Raw genomic sequence first — 21,309 nt, 5'->3', positions numbered from 1 at the left:
CCATGTCCGCCCCCCTGATCGATTTCCGTCAGGTCGAACGCCGGCGGGGCGACGGTTTCCGGCTTCGTGTCGAGGCCTTCGGTATCCGTGCCGGCGAGCGCCTCGCCATCGTTGGTGCCAGCGGATCGGGCAAGAGCACCTGCCTCGACCTGCTGGCGCTTACCCTTCGCCCGGATGCCGCAACCGCAATGAAGCTGTCCCCGGCGCAGGGCGGCAGTATCGATGTGCAGGCGCTCTGGCAGAAGGATGGACGCAGCGCACTGGCGAACCTGCGTGCGCGCCACTTCGGTTACGTCCTGCAGACCGGTGGACTGGCGCCGTTTCTCACCCTCGCGGAGAACGCCATGCTCTCACGCCGGCTGCTCGGCCTCCCGGGGCGCGGACCGGCGGAGAAACTGGCGGAGCAGTTGGGGATCGGCCATCTGATGCGCCGCAAACCGCGCCAGGTGTCCATTGGCGAGCGTCAACGCGCGGCGGTTGTCCGGGCGCTGGCCCATGAGCCGCCCATCGTTCTCGCCGACGAGCCGACTGCCTCTCTGGACCAGTCCAACGCCGAAGACGTGATGCGCCTGCTGGTCGAGGCGGCAACCGGGGCAGGGGCTGCGTTGATCGTCGTCACGCACGACCGTGAACTGGCCGATGAATTCGGTCTCGAGGCCGTGGAGTGCCACCACGATCCCGGGACACGGACCTCGACGGTCGACAGGCGGGCGGCATGAGCTTCAGCCCTGTTCATCTCGGCCGCCTGGCCTCTGCCGATCTTTTCGACGAATGGCCGGTCGCGTTCGCCGTATCGCTTGCCATCGCCGCCGTCCTTGCGCCGTTGCTGGTGCTGAGCGGATTGCAGTCCGGCATTGTGGGCGAGATCTTCGACCGGCTCCGCGCGGATCCGTCGATGCGGCGGATCACCCTGGACGCGACCGGCGCGCGCCGCTTCGACGCTGCCTGGTTCGAGGCCATGCGTGCGCGCCCCGACGTTGCCTTTGTCATGCCCTCGACGCGCTTCGCGGCGGCACAGGTCGATATCACCCCGGCCGAAGGCGACAACCTGAGGCCTCTGCGGGTTTCGCTGACGCCGACAGGTCCCGGCGATCCGGTCTTCGGCGGCGCGACGCCGGGGCTAGATACGATCAGCGATGTTCTGATCACTGCGGCGGTTGCCGAACAGACCGGCTTGACCGTCGGAAACCGACTGTTCCTGGATGTGGAGCGTCGCCGTTCGGATGGCCGCATCGAAGCATCCGGCATCGACGCCACGGTCCGTGGCGTGGCCGCAGCCGTGCGTCATGGCGGAACGGTCGTGTTCGTCCGGCCCGAACTGCTGCGCGCCATCGAAGGCTTCCGCGACGGTTACGCTGCGCCGGAACTGGGCGCGCCCGCCGGAGAGGCGCATCCGGAGAGCGATGTTTTCCCGAGCTTCCGTCTCTACGCCTCGGCAATCGAGGATGTGTCAGGACTGGCGCGTTATCTCAGAAACGAACAGGACCTCAGCGTCAGCACCCAGGAAGTGCGCATCGGATCGGCCATCGAACTGGACCGCAACATTGGCGCGGTGCTGAATGCGATCATCATCCTGGGCGTTGTCGGGCTGGCCGGCAGCCTGGCGGCGATCCAGTGGGCTGCGGCCGCCCGGAAGCGCCGCACGGTCGCGATGCTGGCCCTGATCGGCTACGGGCGGAGCTGGCTCGTCGGCTTTCCCGTAACCCAGGCAGTCTTCCTGGCGGCAAGCGGCATCGTGCTTGGGAGTGTTCTGGCCTGGGGCGCGTCCCTCTGGATCAACAGCTACTTCGCCGGCAGCTTCGGGGCCGAGGGGCAGGCCTGCCGCATCACAGGGTCGGCATTGGCCGTGGGTGCAGCGGGTGTGCTTTTCTTCTCGCTGACCCCGGCGGCGCTCATCGGCCTTCATTTCAACCGTCTGGAGCCGAGCAATGAGATACGCGACATGTAGCGCGCTCGCTGCGGTGCTCCTGACTGCCGCCGTTCCGGCTCTGGCGGAGTGGAAGCCCGAGAGCAGCAACCCCGCACCGATGGATGGCGACCTGACGCTGCCCATGCCCTGCGGCGGCGCGATGACGTTCCGGAAGATCCGCGTGCCCGGGGACGGAATGCTGGAGGACCAGCGAATTCCGTTGGGCACCCTGGAGCCGGATCGCGGCTATGCGGAGTTCCGCCACAATGCGTGGCTCTCCGGCGCCTTCTCGGAGCAGGGCGGGGAACCGGCGCGGCACTATTTCCTCGGCAAGTACGAGGTTTCGGCGATGCAGTACGCCGCCATCGACGGCGATTGCCCGGATGCCGCCGACACCGAACTCGAAAAGCCGGCAACCCGGCTGACGTGGGCCGAAGCCGCCCTGTTCGCCGAACGCTATTCCGACTGGCTGCTGAAGAATGCGCCGAAGAAGCTGCCGGCCGAGGAGGGGGCACCCGGCTTCCTCCGGTTGCCGACAGAGGCGGAGTGGGAGTATGCGGCCCGCGGCGGCAGCAGGGTCAGCCCGGCAGAATTTGCCGACCGGCTGCCTTTTCCTGCGGCAGAACTGGACGAACGTGTGATCCATGACGGGAACTCATACCGGGAGCTCAACCTGATCGGGACGCTGAAGCCGAACCCGCTTGGCCTTCACGACATGCTGGGCAATGCGGCCGAGATGACCATCGACCCGTTCCGGCTCAACGCGGTCACGCGCCTGCACGGGCGCGCCGGCGGCTTCGCGCTGCGCGGCGGGAGCTTCCGCACGCGCGCCACGGATATCCGCACCAGTCACCGCGAGGAGTTCCCGCCCATCGACGCGCAAGGCATTCGCAGGCCCGAGACCGCCGGGTTCCGCCTGGTGCTGGTCGCGCCGGCCTTGCCGACGCGGGAAAGCATCGAGGAAGCGCAGCGGGACTGGCAGAAACTGCCGCAGGAAGATCCGTCGGCGCCGGCAACGGCCCTGGCCGAAGAGAAGGCCGATCCGGTTCAGGAGGCCCGCGCGCTGGCCGAGGCCGCGCCGTCGGAGGAAATGAAGCGGCGGCTCCAGAATCTTTCAGCGGTCATTGCCGAGAGCATCCGTACCCGGAACGAGCAACGCGACCGTGCGGCGCGCGAACTGCTCTCCAACGCGATCTTCGCCGCCCGCCGGGTGGCCACGGACATCGCCATCGTCGAACGATGGAGCCGCCTGGTCGAGAGCACGTCGAATGCGGAGCGGCGCGAGCGCTACGAAAAGAATCGTAACGAGGATCAACAGGTGCTCGAGTTCAACCTGCAATACTATCTCGACAGGCTCACGACCATTGCGGGTGATTATGGCGACGGGCCGCTGAAATCGCAGGCCGGTGCGCTCAAAGTCCAGTACGACGAACGCGGTCTTGAGCATCTGCGCGCGCTGACCGACAGCGTTGTCGATCACGTCGGCCTGGTGCGCAAGTCGGGCACCTCGGCCCGTGGTGATATCTTCAGCTCCCTGCAGGAGCTGTCGGAACGGAACCTTCAGTAGAGGAGAAGTGTCATGGCGGAAACAGCAGGCAAGGTCGCCCGTGTGCTGGCCGTGGCCGTGGTTGCCTTTCCCGTGTTGCTCGGCGGTTGCCAGACGACCGGGGATTCCGATGGCGGCGGCAGCCTGTTCGATTTCGGTGGCTCGTCGTCGGACGACCCCAATCTGACGCCCGAGGAGCGCGCGCTGCGCGAGGACGCGGAGGTCTTCAACGAGACCGTCTTCGGTGGCGCCGCGACCGGGGCGGTCATAGCCGGCGGGCTCTGCGCCCTTGGCGCCTTGCTGGGCAACAATGGCGGCAATGCGCTGGGCCGTTGCGCCATCATGGCCGGTGTCGGTGGCGCCATCGGCGCGATCGACGGCTACATGGTCGCCAAGCGCCAGGAAGCCGCCCGAAAGCAGGTCCGCGAGATCGATCTGGTGACCGAGGAGATCGAGGCGAAAAACGTGAAGCTCCGTCGCCTCGTGGACTCCTCACGGCGGGTCGTGGACCAGAACCGTCAGCGTCTCGAAGAGGTGCGCATCAAGGTGGCTGCCAACGCAGCGCGCGAGGACGAACTGCGCCGGGAGAAGGACCGGCTCGAAGCCAATATCGACGTCATGGACGACACGCTGGAAAACCTGCGCGACGAGCGTGACAACTATGAGGAAGTTGTCCGGGAACTGCGTGCCGGCGGCCAGAACACAGCCCAGCTGGAGGCGCAGATCGGCGAAATGAACCAGCAGATTGCCGCCCTCGAACGAGAACGCAACGAACTTGAAGCCATCAACAGGGCCGTGAGGATCGGATGATACGACGACATCGACTGGCGGCGGTTGCCGCCCTGATCGGACTTGCGATCGCAGGGGAGGGGTGCACCACCTACCAGCAGCAGAAGGCGGATGCGCTTTCAGGCGGCCCCGAACGCCGGGTTCGGGAGGCCGAACAGCGGCAGCAGGCCGCCCAGGACGCCGCGCTGGGGCTGGAAAGCGACCGGGAGGCGCTGGACGAGGAGCGGCAGATGCAGGAAGAGCAGATTGCCGCGCTGACCGACCAGCTGGCCGAACAGGACCGGGCCATCGAGCGCGCGCGCCGCGAAAACCGCATCACGCGGGAGAAGGAACAGGCGATGCGCGACCGTGTCCGCGATCTGGACAACGAAGTGCGGGACGCGGAACTGCGCATGTTGTCGGCCCAGGCCACCGGCGATACCGCGAAGGCCCGTCAGCTTCGCAGCCAGCTCAACTCGCTGCAGGGCCAGGCCCAGGCGCTGGACCGGGAAATCGACGCCTTGTCCAACTGAGCGAGGTAACGGCAACGAAAAAGGGCGGCCCGTCGGGACCGCCCTTCTTGCTGAAGTATCGGGGATCGCGTGATCAGTTGCTCGCGACCTGCTCCTTGCTCTCGTAGCAGTTGGAGCGCATCTGCTCGTAGGTCCCGGCTTCGCGCATGGCGATGCGCAGATCGGCGCGGGCGGCCTTGCAAGCCTCCAGATCGTCGAAGGTGCCGAAGTGCACGGTGGCCTCGCTGCCGAGTTCGGCTTCCCAGTTGCGCACGTTGTAGTTGATGCGCTGCAGGTCGTAGGCGCTCAGGCCCTGAGCCGGCTTGACGTTGTCTTCGATGGTGATCAGCCCGTGGTCGGCGGTCGGGGCAGTCACGGAAACGGCGGCAGCAACGAGCAGATAGTACATTTGGGGTCTCCTGTTTTGTCCCTTTGCCGCACTCTCCGGCGGCACGCTTTGTCACTCACGCAGACACATAAGCAAGGGGTGTGCCAGTTTCTATTTCGGTCAAATCTTTCTCTGATGGCCCGTCTGGGTTGCAAATTGAGCAAATCTCGGTCCGTCAGAGTCAGACTGTGACTTCACACGGTGAAAATGTGACCGCGGACACGCCGTTCAAGTGGAATGGGTGACGCACCGCGCCAGAACGCGTCTTTGCGCGCCGCATCGCGCGGCGGTATATGTGACGCACATCAAACAGGAAGCGGGTGAACGGTCGTGAGCGGTACGGACAAGAAGACGCTGGAGGACTGGAAAGCAGCGGCGGAAAAGGAGATGCGAGGCCGCAGCGCCGACGATCTCGTCTGGAAGACGCCCGAAGGCATCGACGTGAAGCCGCTCTACACGGCCGCTGACATCGAAGGTCTCGACCACATCGACAGCATGCCCGGCTTCGCCCCCTATGTCCGCGGCGTCCGTGCCACGATGTACACCAACCGACCGTGGACCATCCGCCAGTATGCCGGCTTCTCCACCGCCGAGGAGTCCAACGCCTTCTACAAGCGCAACCTCGCCGGCGGCCAGCAGGGCCTGTCGGTGGCCTTCGATCTGGCCACCCACCGCGGCTATGACAGCGACCACCCGCGTGTCATGGGCGATGTCGGCAAGGCCGGCGTCGCGATCGACAGCGTCGAGGACATGAAGATCCTGTTCGACGAGATCCCGTTGGATCAGGTGTCGGTCTCCATGACCATGAACGGCGCCGTGCTGCCCTGCCTCGCCGGCTACATCGTCGCCGCCGAGGAACAGGGCGTGACGCCGGACAAGCTGGCCGGGACCATCCAGAACGACATCCTGAAGGAGTTCATGGTCCGCAACACCTACATCTATCCGCCCGAGCCCTCGATGCGGATCGTCGCCGACATCATCGAGTACACGGCCGAGAACATGCCGCGGTTCAACTCGATCTCCATTTCCGGCTATCACATGCAGGAAGCCGGGGCGACGCAGGTGCAGGAACTGGCCTTCACAATGGCCGACGGTCTTGAGTATGTCCGGACAGCTGTGGAGCGCGGTCTGGATATCGACAAGTTCGCGCCGCGGCTCAGCTTCTTCTTCTGCATCGGCATGAACTTCTTCATGGAGGTCGCCAAGCTGCGGGCCGCGCGCCTGCTCTGGCACCGGATCGTCAGCCAGTTCGATCCGAAGGATCCGCGTTCGACCATGCTGCGGACCCACTGCCAGACGTCGGGCGTCAGCCTGACCGAGCAGGATCCCTACAACAACGTCATGCGCACGACCATCGAGGCCATGGCGGCGGTGCTGGGCGGGACGCAGTCGCTGCATACCAACGCGCTGGACGAAGCCATTGCCCTGCCGACCGACTTCTCGGCTCGCATCGCCCGCAACACCCAGCTGGTGCTGCAGGAGGAGACCGGTATCCCGCAGGTCGTCGATCCGCTGGGCGGCTCCTATTACGTCGAGGCGTTGACCAACCAGCTGGCCGAGGACGCCTGGAAGATCATCGAAGAGGTCGAGGAGATGGGTGGCATGACCAAGGCCGTGGCCGAAGGCATGCCGAAGCTCAGGATCGAGGAGGCCGCCACCCGCAAGCAGGCGCGCATCGACCGCGGCGAGGAGGTGATCGTCGGCGTCAACAAGTACAAGCCGACCCAGGACAACGCGCCGGACGTGCTGGATATCGACACCACCAAGGTGCGCGAGGCCCAGATCCGCCGGCTGAAGAACATCCGCGCGACCCGCGACGAGGCGGCCTGCCAGAAGGCGCTGGAAGCGCTGACCGAAGGCGCCGCCGGCAATGGCAACCTGCTGTCGCTCTGCGTCGATGCCGCCCGGGCCCGCGCCACCGTCGGGGAGATGTCGGACGCCATGGAAAAGATCTTCAGCCGTCACCGCGCCGAGATTCGTTCGGTCTCGGGCGTCTATGCCGCCGCCTATGAGGGCGACAAGGGCTTCGAGAAGATCGGCAAGGATATCGAGACCTTCGCCGAAGCCGAAGGCCGCCGGCCGCGCATGCTGGTGGTGAAGATGGGGCAGGACGGCCACGACCGCGGCGCCAAGGTGATCGCCACGGCCTTCGCCGATATCGGCTTCGACGTCGATGTGGGCCCGCTGTTCCAGACGCCGGAAGAGGTCGCCCGGGACGCGGTCGAGAACGATGTCCATGTCATCGGCGTCTCGTCGCTCGCCGCCGGTCACAAGGCCCTTGTGCCGGCGCTGATGCAGGCGCTGAAGGAGCAGGACGCGGACGACATCCTGGTGATCTGCGGCGGCGTCATCCCGTCGGGCGACTACGACATGCTGCGCCAGCAGGGCGTTGCCGGCATCTACGGCCCCGGCACGCATATCCCTGCGGCCGCGGCGGAGATCCTCGACCTGATCAAGAAGTCGCGCCAGCCCGCCGCCGCGGAATAGCCGCGAGACGGGTTCCGCCCGTCAGGGGAGGGCGCGACCGTGTTGACCGTCGACAATCTCGTTCTGGTCCTGACCGTGCTGGCGACCGCGGTCATGGCTGCGTCGGCGGCCGTGCAGGCCGTCCGCTGCGAGTTCGACCCCATCGGTTCGATCTTCCTGTCGGTCACGACGGCTGTCGGCGGCGGCACGATCCGTGATCTCCTGATTGGCGCCACGCCGGTCTTCTGGCTGCAGGACGCGACCTACCTGACGACCGCCGTGCCGGTGTCCCTGCTGTCCTTCTTTGCGGCACGCCGGCTCAAGGCCGGAGGCGGGCGGCGTCTCCGAATTCTGGCCTATCTCGACGCTATCGGACTGGCGCTGTTCACCCTGGTCGGCATCAAGGTCGCCCTGGTCCACGGCATCGCGCCGCATTTCGCCGTCGTGCTGGGTTGCGTCACCGGCATTGCCGGCGGCATGTTCCGCGATGTCCTGTCGGGCATGACGCCGATCGTCCTGCGCAAGGACATCTACGCCACGCTGTCGCTGGCCGGCGGGGCGCTCTACGTCGCTCTGTCGATGTACGTCAATGACGAGATCGGCGTCATCGTCGCCTTCCTCGCGATTGCGGTTTCGCGCATCGTCGTGGTGGCGAACGCGAAGGATCCGGGCGCCTAACTCTCGATCTCTTCCCTCAGCATCTCCAGTTCCAGCCACTCGGTCTCGGCTTCCGAATGGCGGACGGTGGCCGCTTCGAGTTGCTGAGTGATCTGCTGGAAGCGCGACGGGTCGCGGGTGAAGAGCTTCGGGTCTTCGAGTTCGGACTGCAGTATCCCGATGGCCTCTTCCAGCTTTGCGATCTCCTTCGGCAGGGTCTCCAGTGCATATTTCTGCTTGTAGCTGAGCTTGCCGGCATTGCCGCCCGACGCGGGTTTCGGCTTCGGCGCGGCCTTCTTCTCGTCCTTCGTCGGTTTCGCCTCGTCGCGCTCCTTGCCGGTGCGCTGGCGCTGCATGTCGGTGTAGCCGCCGGCATAGACCTGCCAGCGTCCTTCGCCCTCGAAGGCCACCGTCGTGGAGACGACGCGGTCGATGAAGTCGCGGTCGTGGCTGACCAGCAGGATCGTGCCCTGATAGTCGGCGAGCTGTTCCTGCAGCAGGTCCAGCGTCTCGATGTCGAGATCGTTGGTCGGTTCGTCGAGCACGAGCAGATTGGAGGGCCGGGCGAGAGCGCGGGCCAGCATCAGACGTCCGCGCTCGCCGCCCGACAGCGCCGAGATCGCGGTCGGACGCTGCTTCGGATCGAACAGGAAGTCCTTCATGTAGCCGATGACGTGGCGCGGCTTGTCGCCGACCATCACCTGGTCGCCGCCGCCGCCGGTCAGCGCATCGCCCAGCGACTGCTTCGGATCGAGGCTCTCGCGCCGCTGGTCAAGCGTCGCCGTCTCCAGTTTCGTGCCGATACGGACCGATCCCTCGTCCGGCTCGAGGTCGCCCAGCAACAGTTTCAGCAGGGTGGTCTTGCCGGCGCCGTTCGGGCCGACAATGCCGATCCGGTCGCCGCGAAGGATACGGAGACTGAAGTCCTTCACCACCGGCGGGCCGCCGAAGGCCTTGGTGATGTTCTTGGCCTCCAGCACCAGCTTGCCGGAGGCCTGTGCCTCCGCGGCGTCCATCTGAACCGTGCCCTGGGCGCGGTCGAAGTTGCGGCGCTCCGACTTCAGGTCGTGCAGCGCCCTCAGACGGCCCATGTTGCGTTTGCGCCGCGCCGTGACGCCCTTGTGCAGCCATTCGGTCTCGGCGGCGATCTTCCGGTCGAGCTTGTGCAGTTCGACCTCCTCGGCCTCGATCACGGCGTCGCGCCATTCCTCGAAATGGGCAAATCCGCGGTCCAGCTTCCGCGTGCGGCCGCGGTCGAGCCAGACCGTCGAGGCCGTCAGGTTCTGCAGGAAGCGCCGGTCATGGCTGATGATCACCATGGCCGCGCCGGACGTTTTCAGTTCGCCTTCCAGCCATTCGATGGCCGGCAGATCCAGATGGTTGGTCGGCTCGTCAAGCAGCAGGATGTCGGGCGAGGGGGCGAGGGCCCGCGCCAGAGCCGCGCGGCGGGCCTCGCCGCCGGAGAGGGGCGCCGGGTCGGCGTCGCCGTCCAGACCCAGTTGCTGGAGCAGATAGCTGGCCCGGTGTTCGTCGTCGCCGGGGGCAAGGCCGGCCATGACGAAGTCCAGAACCGTCGTGTGGCCGGAAAGGTCCGGCTCCTGCGGCAGGTAGCGGGTGGTGACGCCGGGCTGGCGGAAGATGTCGGCACTGTCGGCATCGACGGTGCCCGCCACGATCTTCAGAAGGGTCGACTTGCCCGACCCGTTGCCGGCCGACCAGCGCCACCCGCTCGCCCGGCTCGACAGCCAGTTCGGCCCCGTCCAGCAACGGCTTGCCGCCGAAGGTCAGATGGACGTCGCGAAGATGGAGGATGGGGGGCATCGTGTCTGCCTTGCGCTGCTTGTCATGCCCGCTTCATGCGGGCATCCGGTCCAACCACCAGACCTGCGGCGAAGCCGCACCGGACCCCCGCATGAAGCGGGGGTGACACCGGAAGGTGGCGGTCAGCCCACGAGCTTCTTGTACTTGATCCGGAGGGGCTGGTCGGCCTCGTCGCCCAGGCGGCGTTTGCGGTCGGCTTCGTAGTCCTCGAAATTGCCCTCGAACCATTCGACATGGCTGTCGCCCTCGAAGGCGAGGATGTGGGTCGCGATGCGGTCGAGGAAGAAGCGGTCATGCGAGATGACCAGCGCGCAGCCGGCGAAGGTCTCCAGCGCCTCTTCCAGCGCGCGCAGGGTTTCCACGTCCAGATCGTTGGTCGGTTCGTCCAGCAGCAGCACGTTGGCGCCCGAGCGCAGGGTCTTCGCCAGATGCACGCGGTTCCGCTCACCGCCCGAAAGCTGACCGACCTTCTTCTGCTGGTCGCCGCCCTTGAAGTTGAAGGAACCGACATAGGCGCGCGACTGCATGGAGCGCTTGCCGAGTTCGATCACGTCGAGGCCGTCCGAGATCTCCTCCCAGACATTCTTCTTCGGGTCGAGCGCGTCACGGCTCTGGTCGACATAGCCGAGCTTCACGGTCTCTCCGATCTTCACCGTGCCGCTGTCGGGCTGTTCCTGACCGGTAATCATGCGGAACATCGTGGTCTTGCCGGCGCCGTTGGGACCGATGATGCCGACGATCGCGCCCGGGGGGATCTTGGCCGTGAAATCGTCGATCAGCAGTTTCTCGCCGAAGGCCTTGGAGACGTTCTCGAACTCGATGACGTTGCCGCCCAGGCGCGGTCCCGGCGGGATGTAGATCTGCATTTCCGAGCGCTGCTTTTCGGTGTCGGCCGAAAGCAGTTCCTCGTAAGCGGTGATACGGGCCTTCGACTTGGTCTGGCGGGCGCGGGGGCTCTGCTGGATCCATTCCAGCTCGCGTGCCAGCGTCTTCTGGCGGGAGGCCTCCTCGCGGGATTCCTGCCTCAGCCGCTTTTCCTTCTGCACCAGCCAGCCGGAATAGTTGCCCTGGTAGGGGATGCCCTTGCCGCGGTCGAGCTCGAGGATCCAGCCGGCGACATTGTCCAGGAAGTAGCGGTCATGGGTCACGGCCACGACGGTGCCCGGATAGTCGTCCAGGAACCGCTCCAGCCACAGCACACTTTCGGCGTCCAGATGGTTGGTCGGTTCGTCGAGCAGCAGCATGTCGGGGCGCGACAGCAGCAGGCGGGCGAGAGCGACGCGGCGGCGCTCGCCGCCTGAAAGCTTCTCGACAGACCAGTCGCCCGGCGGGCAGCGCAGCGCGTCCATCGCGACATCGACCTCGCGGTCGAGGTCCCAGAGATTCTGCGCGTCGATCTCTTCCTGCAGCTTGCCCTGTTCCTCGATCAGGGCGTTCATCTCGTCGTCTTCCATGGGCTCGGCGAACTTCATGGAGACCTCGTTGTAGCGGTCCAGGATCGCCTTCTTCGCGGCAACGCCATCCATGACGTTAGCGAGCACGTCCTTGCTCTCGTCGAGCTGCGGCTCCTGGCGGAGATAGCCGACCTTGATGCCCTCGGCGGCCCAGGCCTCACCGTTGAACTCGGTGATGTCGCCGGCCATGATCTGCAGCAACGTGGACTTGCCCGCGCCGTTCTGGCCCAGGACGCCGATCTTGGCGCCGGGCAGGAAGCTGAGGTGGATGTCCTTCAGCACCGTCTTGCCGCCGGGCCAGGTCTTGTTCAGCCCCTGCATGGTGTAGACGTACTGGTAGTTGGCCATGTCGCGCCGGCTCCGTCCCGAGAGTTGCGTGGAAGAGGCCGCGTTTTAGCTCATGGTCCGGGCGGCTTCAATCGCCGTCAGAAGCGTCCCTCGGTGGCGACGGCAAAGGCCAGGATCATGTCCATCTCCTCGCCGGTCCGCGAGAAGGGCATGTCGATCGCCTCCATCTGGATGAAGGCCCGTTCGCTGCTGGGTGCGCGTGTGATGTTGTGACAGGCGCGGCCGGTCTCGAACACGGTCAGGGGGCCGATGGTGACCCGCTCGAATTCCGAGGCGCTGTAGAGTTCGTCGAAATACCGGCCGGTGGAATCCCGCTGCATCACCGAGGTGATGTGAGTGCCGATCAGACGCCATCGGAAGCGGCGCGGGGGACCGCGCTCCACGTCGATCATCAGCATGTGGGGCAGCAGATGACGCGGCACATCAAGTGGATCCAGATCCGTCCTGGCCGGCCAGGGGCGCGTCCCCCGCAGCGCGTCCCAGAACGCGTGTCCCTCGCGGATCAGTTCGCTTGCCTCTTCCAGATCGTCCACGGTTTCGACGGCTGCGCGGCGGATCACCGCACGCCCTGGCCTGAGGGCGCCCCTGTAGGCGGACCAGCCGCTTATCTGGCTCTCGTTTCCTGACATTCATCCTGCCGGGTTCTGGATTCTCTTTCGGCCAGAATACCGCTTTTGTGCCGGAAGCGACATGATGGCGGTCGCGCAGCGGGGCGCGCCGCTCAGGCGTCAGTGGCGACCAGTCTGGCGCTGTTGATGATGGCGTTCACGGTCGCGCTGTCCTTGTCGAAGAAATGGAGCTTCGGCGCCGCGAAGTAGATGAGGTAGAGCTTCCCGCCCACCACGGCGCCGGTGACATGGGTGCGCAGTTCGACCTGTTCGCTGTTGATCAGATCGACCTCGAACGCGAAGCCGTTCCGGCCGAGGAAGGGATGCGGCCTGAGCCGGCTGGCCTCGGCGCGGACGACGCCCCGGGACTTGGCGAAACTGGCTTCGACAAGCTCCATCACCGCGGTTTCCGACATTGTGGAGCGGAAGACCGGCCGCGTGCGGTCCTGATCCTCCTGCCCGGTGCTCACGAAGTGCTCTCCGTCCTCCAGACCGCCGTAGAAGACCAGCCGGTTCAGGGACAGACCGTCGACGGTCCACATCGCATCGGCATCGCGAAGACCGACGGCGGCGGCGTTGATTGCCGACCACTCCCCGATCACCTGCACCGACATGCCGTCGCCCATCTCGTGGCGGTCGCCCGTGTTGATGGCCGAATAGGTGGTGCACGAGGCGAGCGCCAGCAGCAGAAGCGGCAAGAGCAGGCGGCGGATCGGGGTCATGGTCAGGCTCCCAGGTAGGACTGGATCATCAAGTGGTCCGAGGCGGCGGGATCCAGCCTCAGGTAATTGCGGAACGCGTCGCGGGCCTTCTCGTGGCGGCCGCCGCGGCGGTGAACGAGGCCCAGGCCGCGCCAGCTTCGCGCATGTTCCGGATCCTTTTCGAGGGCCGCGCCGTAGGCGTTCGAAGCTCTCAGATCGTCGCCGGCAGCGTTGCGGCGTCGGTTGACTTCGCCCCGGTAGTAGCTGACCGAGGCATCGTCGGGATAGGCCGCGGCGAGCCGGTCGATCAGCACAAGCGTACGGTCGTACTGATGCAGGCTCAGTTCGGCCTCCATCATCTCGTCGCGGTGCGGTCGGACAGCAGCCAGATAGGACTCGGTGCGGAAATCGCCTCCCGACGTAATGCCCATCAACCGGGCCTGACGCTCCAGCGCCGCAATGCGTTCGTCCTTTGTCGGGTGTGTCGCCGTCCAGACAGCCTCCCGCTGACGCCGGTCCTCTTTCTCATCGCTGTCCAGCCCGGCATCGACTTCCTGCACCAGGCCGCGCCAGATCTGGGAGGCGGCAATGGGCGCGTATCCAGCCTTCGACATGAGCTCCAGGCCGATGCTGTCGGCCTCGCGTTCCTGCTCCCGGCTGTAGGCAAGGAAGTTCGCGACGGCGATCAGGGTCGGCAGGCTGGCGAAGGCGCCTCCGCCAACACCGGCCAGTGCGACGCCGAAGAAGGCGGCGATAGAGGCCTGATTGCTCAGCAACTCGTACCGCTGAAGGCTGTGACGGCGGGTGTAGTGGCCGATCTCGTGTCCGATCACGGCCGCCAGTTCAGCCTCGTTGCGGCAGCGGAGCAGCAGTCCGGTCCAGATCTGCATCATGCCGTTCGGGGCCATGGTCGCGTTGAAGTGCGGTGTCTCCATCACGTAGACGCGCAGATTGCGGCAATGATCGCCGGCGAGGTCGCAGGCCAGTCCGGTCAGGTAGGTGTTCAGTTTCGGCTCGGTGACGCGGGCCGGGGAATAGCGGACTTCCTCCTCGATATCCTCGAACATCCGCCACAGGCCGCCTTCCAGCGACTGGGACGTCGGCGTGTAGTTGCTGTCAGGCAGCGGGCGGCTCGATTCCGTCGAGACGCAGCCGGTCGCCGCCGCCGCAAGGCACCCGCAGGCGCCATGCAGCATCTGCCGGCGGGTCAGGTTCACGGTCAGCCTTCGGGCAGCGTGGTGAACAGGGAATCGACGGCTTCCTGCGCCGATTCCGGTGTTCTCAGGTCGCCCGCGCCGCGTGCCAGGGAACCGAACCAGACGATCTGGCCGGTCTCCAGATTGACCAGCGAGGCGTAGCCGATCTGCTGGCCGCCGCCGACGGTCGTGCCGAAAAGGACGGCGGTCACGATGTTCAGCGCCACGCGTCCGCCGGTGGAGTAGCTGTCCTTCAGGTAGACGAACAGTCCGTAGTCGGCGCCGGTCTGGGCCTTCACCGCCCGGGCGTGAGGGCCAATGGACCAGTCGAACGTGCCTTCCTTCGACGGTGGACGAAGCGCTGGAACCCGCTGTTGAATCAGGATTTCGCCGCCGACGACGCGATGCAGCTTGATGACCTGGCCCATTCGCACTTGCTCGGCGGGGGCGAGCTTCGAGTCGTCGAAATCGATGAGACGAAGGCCGCGGCTGCTGTTCACCTGCATCACCGCCGCGGCGACATGCGCTTCGGCCTGCTCGGTCCAGTCGGCCCGTGGTTCCAGAACGCCGCCGGCAGTCAGCTGGAACAGGCTGACGTCGAGCGGCATCAATGCGACCCGGGTCTCGCCGGGCGTGAAGCGGACGCCATCGGCATGCGTCTGGCCCTGTGTGACGCAGGCAGCCATCAGAAGAAGGCCGAAGACGACGGCCAGCCGCACAAGGATTCGTGTCATGTGCCCCTCCGCGTCCCGGAGGACGCTTTTCCCTCATTGCGTGCACAGTCTTGACCAGCGGACCGGCGGTGTCCACGCCTTCGGGGCGTATTCGGGGGAAATCAGATCTGGGAGAGCGTTCGCCCGCCGTCGAGGATCTCTTCGTGATTGTCGATGGCGTTGTAGATGTCGGGATGCCCGTGCTTCATCATCACGAAGTATTCAAGCAGCGGGGTCGAGATGCGTCTCGTGATGGCCCGCCTTTCGCTGGTCCGGCTGAGAAGGGCGCAGCCGAGCGTCAGCCGGTCGGCGTCGCTGAGCAGCCGGGCCTCTTCGCCCAGTTTCTTTTCCAGCTCACGCGAGATGCCGACGATCTCGTCGGAAGTGTCGGCCATGGCCGTCGTGCTCAGAATGAGACCGATGGCTGCGGGCCTTTGCGGCTTTCCGGCGGCCTCGAGCCGCCGCGATTCCATGGTGAAGGCCTGGGCGAAGACCCGGGCGAACAGCCGGTCGGCCTGATCGAGAAAACGCCCGAAACCGCTGCTTTCGGCGATTTCCTCTTCGCTGCAGCTGCGTTTCAGGCCGCGGGTCACGACCATCAGATTGGCCGCGCGGGCCAGTTGGGGATCGAGGTCCCGCATGGTGGCGGCGTAGTCGGCTCCGGTGATGAACTTTTCCCCGCTCGGCTGGCCGGCGATCAGCGGCGTGGTGCCTTCATCGACGATGCCGCCATATGTCGGCGCCGTGGCGGGAGACTGCACGCTGTTGCCCGGACCGGTCGTCTGGCAGGCGGACAGGACACATGCCGCGAAAATCGCGATCAGGCGGCAGGCCGACCCCGATGGCTTCATCTCAACAGTCCCGTAACGCTGCGCATCGCTGAACAGTAGGGCGGGGCAGGCGGATCGCCAACGTACGGCCGCGCATTTTTTCGTGTCTGCCGCCGCATGGCTGTCAGAATTGATCCAGCGCAACACACCTGTCCCTCAAACCGGGCAGATTGGATTCAACCAGACCAGCATGGGCGGCGGCGCATGAGTGACAGTTTCCAGACCCTGATCGATCGCGCGGCCGGCGGCGCTGCGATACCGACCGCTGTGGTTCATCCCTGCAGTGTCTCGGCACTGGAAGGGGCGCTGGAGGCGGGGGCTCGTGGCCTGATTGTCCCGATCCTGGTCGGACCGCAGCACCGCATCGACGCCCTTGCAGCCGAGACTGGCGCAGATCTGACCGCAATCGAGCGTGTCGATACCGCGCACAGCCATGAATCGGCGGCGAAGGCGGTCGAACTTGTCCGAACGGGCCGCGCGCAGGCGCTGATGAAGGGCAGCCTGCATACCGACGAACTGATGCACGAGATCCTGGTGAAGGAATCCGGTCTCCGGACGGAGCGGCGTCTCAGCCACGTCTTCGCCCTGGAGATCCCGAAGCAGCCGCATCTCTTCTTCGTCACCGACGCCGCCATCAATATCCAGCCCGACCTGCTGACCAAGGCCGACATCGTCCGGAACGCCATCGACTGTGTCCGTGCTCTCGGGATCGAGACGCCGAAGGTTGCGATCCTCTCGGCGGTCGAGACGGTCACGCCGCGTATCCCGTCAACCATCGAGGCGGCGGCGCTCTGCAAGATGGCCGACCGCGGCCAGATCACCGGAGGTTTGCTGGACGGCCCGCTGGCCATCGACAACGCCCTCAGCGTGGAAGCCGCGGAAACCAAGGGGATCCGCTCGCCTGTCGCCGGGCACGCCGACATCCTGGTCGCCCCGGACATGGAAGCGGGCAACATGATCGCCAAGCAACTCACCTTCCTTGCCGGGGCACAGGCCGCCGGGGTCGTGATGGGCGCGCGGGTGCCGGTTGTTCTCACCAGCCGCGCCGATGGCCCGGCGGCCCGCCTCGCGTCGGCCGCCATCGCGGTTCTGATCGCCCGGGCGCGGGAAGCCTCTCTGGCCGCGGATCTGAAGGCGTGAGCGGTGCGGCCATTCTGGCCCTGAACGCCGGCTCGTCCTCCATCAAGTTCGCGCTGTTCGAGAGGGCGGGGCTGGAACGTCTGGCCGGCGGGTTGGTCGACGGCGTCGGAACGGCGGGTTGCCGGCTGGTCTGGCGCGGTTCTGAAGGCGAGGAGACGCATCTCCTTGGAGAGCGGAGCTACGCCGACCACTTCGCCGAGATTGCGGCGCTGATCGCCGACCGAATGTCCGGCTGGACCGTTGCGGCCTGCAGCCACCGTGTCGTCCACGGTGGCGGGGAACTGGATCGTCCGGTCGAGGTGAGCGGCGGGACCATGGCAAGGCTCGAGGCGCTGTCGCACCTCGCGCCCCTTCATCAACCCCACAATCTCGCCGGGATCCGCGGGCTGGCTGTGGCCTTTCCCGGCGTGCCGCAGATCGCCTGTTTCGATACAGCCTTCCACCGGAACCATCCGCGGGTCGCCGAGGTCTACGCCTTGCCGCGCGAGATGACCGAGCGGGGCATCCGCCGGTACGGCTTCCACGGCCTTTCCTACGACTTCATCGCCGGCGAGTTGCGGCGCAGCCGTCCGGACCTTGCTGCGGGACGGGTCATCGTTGCGCATCTGGGTTCGGGCGCGAGCCTGTGCGCCATGGAAAACGGACGCAGCATCGAGACCACGATGGGATTCACGGCGCTCGACGGCCTGCCCATGAGTACCCGCACCGGCCAGATCGATCCCGGCGTGGTCTTCCACCTTGCACGGGAGGGGATGGATCTGGACCGGATCGAGCAGGCCTTCTACCGCGACAGCGGGCTGAAGGGCCTTTCCGGCATCAGCGGCGACATGCGCCGGCTTCTGGACTCGGAGACGGATGAAGCGGCTTTTGCGGTCGACTATTTCTGTCACCGGGTGGCGCGCGAGATCGGGGGGCTCGCTGTGGCTCTGGGCGGGCTGGACGGTCTCGTCTTCACGGCCGGCATAGGCGAGCACCAGCCGCCGGTTCGGGCGAATGTCTGCGCCCGCCTCGGTCTCTTCGGCATCCGGATCGACGGCCACGCAAATGACGACAATGCCGAGGTCTTGAGCACGCCGGACAGCGCTGTGACTGTCCTGCGCCTGCCGACCGACGAGGAACTGATGCTCGCGCGATATGCGGCGGCGTTCGTCTAGTCCTTCTGACCGGCAATCTCCAGGGCGACCGAAAGGCCTCGTGCCGAGTCTTCTGGCGATCCCGAGGCATCGACGGATGCCCAGCCGGCGGGTGAGTTGACGCCGCGCAGTTGCCGTCGAAGCACGGTCTCATCCGCATCCGATGCGTCATTCGTCCGGCTGCGGACGCGCCGCAACAGGACTTCCTCGGGTGCAGTGAGCCAGAACCCCTCCAGCGGGATCCCGCTCTTCCGGGCCAGCTCGCGGAAGGGCGCGGCGTTCTTCTCGCTACCGAACACGGCGTCGGCAATGACCGGCAGGCCGGCGTCGATGACCGCACTGGACATCGTGGCCAGCCGGTTGAAGACTTTCTCGGAAACCTCTGAACGGTATGCCTTTTCGGGGAGAGGTTCTTCCGGATGCATGCCGTAGATCCGCTTCCGGACGACGTCGCTGCGCAGGATGATGGCGCCAGCCGGCCCGCCAAGATCCGGTGCCACTGCCGCAGCCGCCGTCGACTTGCCGCTGCCGCTGGCGCCGCCCACGCAGATGAGCCGGGGCCGGGCCGGGGCAAGCACCGCGTCAGCAAGTTCGAGATACGCGCGGGCTTCCCTGCGGTTCTCCTCGCCGGACTGGGATGCGGTGGTGTGGGCACGGATACCGGCCCGGAGTGAGACAAAGAGCGCGAGAAGCGGCAGGCCCTCATAGTCCTCGGACAGGCCGAGGTAGCGGTTCAGGACGCGGTTTGCGTTGTCCCGGTGATCGCGATGCAGGAGGTCCATGATCAGGAAGGCAAGATCGTAGAGCGTGTCGATCTCGGCGATTTCCGGATCGAACTCGATGGCGTCGAACAGGGTGGGCCGTCCTTCGATCACCACGATGTTCCTGAGATGCAGGTCGCCGTGGAGGTGCCGCACATTGCCGCCGCGCGCGCGAGCCTCGATCAGGCCGTCATGCCGCTTCAGCAGGCTGTCCCACGCCGCCGTCACCCTGGAGGCGAGGTCCATGTCGAAGACGTCGGCGCCATGCCGTCTCAGTTCCTCGCTGATGCCGGTCGCCGTCCGGCGGACCGCTGCGACCGGTTCGTCCTGCACGACGGCAGGTTCGGCCCCGTGAAAGGCGAAGATCGCGTCGGCGACATCGCGGCAGAGCAGATCGTCCATCTCACCGCGGCCGGCGATTCGGTCGAGCAGGCAGTCATTGTCGAAGCGCCGCATCGGCACCAGCCAGTCGATGGCTTCGCCCTCGCCGCCGAGAGCCAGCCTGCTGTCCGCTTCCCGCGTCACCGCGAGCAGATCGTTGTAGAGCGCCGGGGCGGTGCGGCGGTTGATGCGGATTTCCTCCTCGCAGAAATGCCGTCGCTTCCCGGCATCGCCATAGTCGAGATACGGGTAGGTCACGGCTTTCTTCAGCTTGTAGGCCATGTTTCCGGCCAGGAAGATGCGTGAGGCATGGGTTTCGATCGTGCAGACCTCCGCGCCGTCATGGGTCGCGGGGTCAGACAGGAATTCGACGATTTCACGCTGCGCCGCTTCACCTTCGGCCATGTCCGCCGTCTCCAGTTCTGCCGGTGCGAGGGTACATCAGACGCCGGCCCATGGGATGCGGTGCGGGACAGACAGTTTGACGCGCCGGCCGGTCGACATACTGGAAAACCGGACGCCCAGCCGACATGCTGCCGGACGCCGTCAGCCAGCAGGGAGCCCGTCATGGATGCCGAGAAGCTGCAACGTCTTCGCGACAAGTACGCCAACGCGCTGGGCGGCGAGGTGCACGATCCGGCCCTGAAGAAGGTCATCGACCTCGTCTTCTCGGATCCGCAGCGCCGCAAGCCGCCCTATTCGGGCATTCCGACGCTGCTGGACGCGCCGATGCAGGAAGGGTTCGAGGGTCTCGATGTCGCGCTGATCGGCGTGCCGATGGATCTCGGCGTCACCAACCGGCCCGGCGCGCGCTTCGGCCCCAGGGCCCTGCGCGACATCGAGCGGATCGGGCCCTACCACCATGAACTGAAGCGCGCGCCCTTCGCCGAGATGAAGGTGGCGGATGTCGGCGACGTGCCGTTCCGCAGCCGCTTCAGCCTGGAAATGTGCATGCAGGACATCGAGACCTATTACCGGACGATCCCGGAGGGCGTCCGGCCCCTCTCGGTCGGCGGCGATCATTCGATCACCTACCCGGTCATGCGGGCGCTCGGCACGGACCGGCCGCTCGGCATGGTCCATATCGATGCCCATTGCGACACGGGCGGCGAATACGACTACTCCAAGTTCCACCATGGCGGCCCGTTCCGCCAGGCGGTACTTGACGGCGTGCTCGACCCCGAACGGTCGATCCAGATCGGCATCCGGGGCTCGTCGGAGATGATCTGGGAGTTTTCCTACGATTCCGGGATGACAGTGCTTCACATCGAGGACGTGACCCGTATGGGCACCGATGCGGTGGTGGCGAAGGCGCGGGAAGTCATCGGCGACGGCCCCGTCTACGTCACCTTCGATGTGGACGGGCTGGATCCGGCCTACGCACCGGGCACCGGCACGCCGGAAGTGGGCGGTCTGACACCGCGCGAGGCGCAGGCGATCCTGCGCGGACTCGACGGCCTGGACATCATCGGTGGCGACGTGGTCGAGGTGGCGCCGCAATACGACGCGACGACCAACACCGCGCTGACCGGCGGACAGATGCTGTTCGAGATCCTGACGGCGATGGCCGGCCGCAAAGGCTGATCGCGCTGCGCCATTTTGTCCGGTCCGGGTTTGTAGAACCGTCGGTCATCTTTCTACGTATTCGATGGCCAGCCAACATGGGGAACGAATCATGGCGAGCGACAACCTGCACGCGCCGCGGGAGCGGCTGAGCAAGAAGACCCTGCACATGCATCACGCGATCGTCTCGCTGATGGAGGAAATGGAGGCGGTCGACTGGTACCAGCAGCGCGCCGACGACTGCGAGGATGCCGACCTGAAGGAGATCCTGCTCCACAACATGCGGGAGGAAATGGAGCACGCCTGCATGGTCATCGAGTGGATGCGCCGCAACAATGACGACTTCGCCGGCATGCTGAAGGAGTTCGTGTACACCGACGGCGACATCGCCGGCCACGACCACTAGGACAGGGC

The 21,309-nt window shown here is 66.0% G+C and carries 19 protein-coding genes and 1 pseudogene; 11 read left to right on the top strand and 9 right to left on the bottom strand.

The window, feature by feature from the left end; all coding sequences use genetic code 11:
• The first annotated feature begins 2 nt into the window (after positions 1 to 2).
• Genes ACMVY4_RS15825 through ACMVY4_RS15805 form a run of 5 tightly spaced genes read left to right on the top strand, consistent with a single transcriptional unit; the run spans position 3 to position 4,756 of the window.
• A complete protein-coding gene (locus ACMVY4_RS15825) occupies positions 3 to 719 on the top strand; it encodes an ABC transporter ATP-binding protein (RefSeq protein ID WP_416896966.1) in 717 nt (238 codons plus the stop codon).
• A complete protein-coding gene (locus tag ACMVY4_RS15820) occupies positions 716 to 1,948 on the top strand; it encodes an FtsX-like permease family protein (RefSeq protein WP_416896965.1) in 1,233 nt (410 codons plus the stop codon). Before ACMVY4_RS15825 ends, ACMVY4_RS15820 begins: the two co-directional genes overlap by 4 nt.
• Entirely contained in the window at positions 1,929 to 3,476 is a 1,548-nt protein-coding gene (locus tag ACMVY4_RS15815; RefSeq protein ID WP_416896964.1) for an SUMF1/EgtB/PvdO family nonheme iron enzyme, read from the top strand. The genes ACMVY4_RS15820 and ACMVY4_RS15815 overlap by 20 nt, the downstream gene beginning before the upstream one ends.
• Positions 3,477 to 3,488: 12 nt before the next feature.
• Positions 3,489 to 4,265, top strand: coding sequence for a hypothetical protein (locus tag ACMVY4_RS15810; protein ID WP_416896963.1), 777 nt, complete (start codon positions 3,489 to 3,491; stop codon positions 4,263 to 4,265).
• The gene (locus tag ACMVY4_RS15805; protein ID WP_416896962.1) at positions 4,262 to 4,756 is read left to right on the top strand and encodes a hypothetical protein; all 495 of its coding nucleotides are present in this window, start codon (positions 4,262 to 4,264) and stop codon (positions 4,754 to 4,756) included. Before ACMVY4_RS15810 ends, ACMVY4_RS15805 begins: the two co-directional genes overlap by 4 nt.
• A 73-nt stretch (positions 4,757 to 4,829) precedes the next feature.
• Here the strand turns inward: ACMVY4_RS15805 and ACMVY4_RS15800 are convergent, their stop codons facing one another.
• Positions 4,830 to 5,144, bottom strand: coding sequence for a hypothetical protein (locus ACMVY4_RS15800; RefSeq protein ID WP_416896961.1), 315 nt, complete (start codon positions 5,142 to 5,144; stop codon positions 4,830 to 4,832).
• 309 nt (positions 5,145 to 5,453) lie between these two features.
• Here ACMVY4_RS15800 and scpA point away from each other — a divergent pair, with 309 nt between their 5' ends.
• The gene (gene scpA / locus ACMVY4_RS15795; RefSeq protein ID WP_416896960.1) at positions 5,454 to 7,610 is read left to right on the top strand and encodes a methylmalonyl-CoA mutase; all 2,157 of its coding nucleotides are present in this window, start codon (positions 5,454 to 5,456) and stop codon (positions 7,608 to 7,610) included.
• 39 nt (positions 7,611 to 7,649) lie between these two features.
• A complete protein-coding gene (locus ACMVY4_RS15790) occupies positions 7,650 to 8,267 on the top strand; it encodes a trimeric intracellular cation channel family protein (protein WP_416896959.1) in 618 nt (205 codons plus the stop codon).
• On the opposite strand, the pseudogene ACMVY4_RS15785 reads toward ACMVY4_RS15790, so the two are convergent.
• The 7 genes and pseudogenes from ACMVY4_RS15785 to ACMVY4_RS15755 all read right to left on the bottom strand — a co-directional run bounded on the left by ACMVY4_RS15785 (position 8,264) and on the right by ACMVY4_RS15755 (position 15,938).
• Positions 8,264 to 10,067 (bottom strand): annotated as a pseudogene (locus ACMVY4_RS15785) (ATP-binding cassette domain-containing protein). The gene ACMVY4_RS15790 and the pseudogene ACMVY4_RS15785 sit on opposite strands and share 4 nt — an antisense overlap.
• Before the next feature lie 122 nt (positions 10,068 to 10,189).
• Positions 10,190 to 11,869, bottom strand: coding sequence for an energy-dependent translational throttle protein EttA (gene ettA / locus ACMVY4_RS15780; protein ID WP_416896958.1), 1,680 nt, complete (start codon positions 11,867 to 11,869; stop codon positions 10,190 to 10,192).
• A 77-nt stretch (positions 11,870 to 11,946) separates the two neighbouring features.
• Positions 11,947 to 12,429 (bottom strand): PAS domain-containing protein, encoded by a 483-nt coding sequence (locus ACMVY4_RS15775; protein ID WP_416896957.1) that lies wholly within the window; start codon positions 12,427 to 12,429, stop codon positions 11,947 to 11,949.
• Between the two features lie 161 nt (positions 12,430 to 12,590).
• Entirely contained in the window at positions 12,591 to 13,199 is a 609-nt protein-coding gene (locus tag ACMVY4_RS15770) for a hypothetical protein (protein ID WP_416896956.1), read from the bottom strand.
• 2 nt (positions 13,200 to 13,201) lie between these two features.
• A complete protein-coding gene (locus tag ACMVY4_RS15765; RefSeq protein ID WP_416896955.1) occupies positions 13,202 to 14,395 on the bottom strand; it encodes a M48 family metalloprotease in 1,194 nt (397 codons plus the stop codon).
• Positions 14,396 to 14,397: 2 nt separating this feature from the next.
• Positions 14,398 to 15,108 (bottom strand): hypothetical protein, encoded by a 711-nt coding sequence (locus tag ACMVY4_RS15760; RefSeq protein WP_416896954.1) that lies wholly within the window; start codon positions 15,106 to 15,108, stop codon positions 14,398 to 14,400.
• A gap of 101 nt (positions 15,109 to 15,209) precedes the next feature.
• Positions 15,210 to 15,938 (bottom strand): hypothetical protein, encoded by a 729-nt coding sequence (locus tag ACMVY4_RS15755; RefSeq protein WP_416896953.1) that lies wholly within the window; start codon positions 15,936 to 15,938, stop codon positions 15,210 to 15,212.
• 183 nt (positions 15,939 to 16,121) lie between these two features.
• Between ACMVY4_RS15755 and ACMVY4_RS15750 the strand changes: the two genes are divergently transcribed.
• Both ACMVY4_RS15750 and ACMVY4_RS15745 read left to right on the top strand, forming a co-directional pair.
• Complete coding sequence (locus tag ACMVY4_RS15750; RefSeq protein ID WP_416896952.1) at positions 16,122 to 17,057, top strand: bifunctional enoyl-CoA hydratase/phosphate acetyltransferase; 936 nt, start codon at positions 16,122 to 16,124, stop codon at positions 17,055 to 17,057.
• Entirely contained in the window at positions 17,054 to 18,211 is a 1,158-nt protein-coding gene (locus ACMVY4_RS15745) for an acetate/propionate family kinase (RefSeq protein WP_416896951.1), read from the top strand. Before ACMVY4_RS15750 ends, ACMVY4_RS15745 begins: the two co-directional genes overlap by 4 nt.
• Here ACMVY4_RS15745 and ACMVY4_RS15740 read toward each other — a convergent pair.
• Complete coding sequence (locus ACMVY4_RS15740; RefSeq protein WP_416896950.1) at positions 18,208 to 19,737, bottom strand: AAA family ATPase; 1,530 nt, start codon at positions 19,735 to 19,737, stop codon at positions 18,208 to 18,210. The genes ACMVY4_RS15745 and ACMVY4_RS15740 overlap by 4 nt on opposite strands.
• A gap of 162 nt (positions 19,738 to 19,899) precedes the next feature.
• On the opposite strand from ACMVY4_RS15740, the gene speB reads away from it, so the two are divergent.
• Both speB and ACMVY4_RS15730 read left to right on the top strand, forming a co-directional pair.
• Positions 19,900 to 20,916, top strand: coding sequence for an agmatinase (gene speB, locus ACMVY4_RS15735; RefSeq protein WP_416896949.1), 1,017 nt, complete (start codon positions 19,900 to 19,902; stop codon positions 20,914 to 20,916).
• A gap of 91 nt (positions 20,917 to 21,007) precedes the next feature.
• Positions 21,008 to 21,301, top strand: coding sequence for a ferritin (locus tag ACMVY4_RS15730; RefSeq protein WP_416896948.1), 294 nt, complete (start codon positions 21,008 to 21,010; stop codon positions 21,299 to 21,301).
• The last annotated feature ends 8 nt before the right edge of the window (positions 21,302 to 21,309 follow it).

It is taken from the genome of Minwuia sp. (assembly GCF_048007105.1).
Lineage (GTDB): Bacteria > Pseudomonadota > Alphaproteobacteria > Minwuiales > Minwuiaceae > Minwuia.
This window is presented reverse-complemented; position numbering and strand designations above follow the sequence as displayed.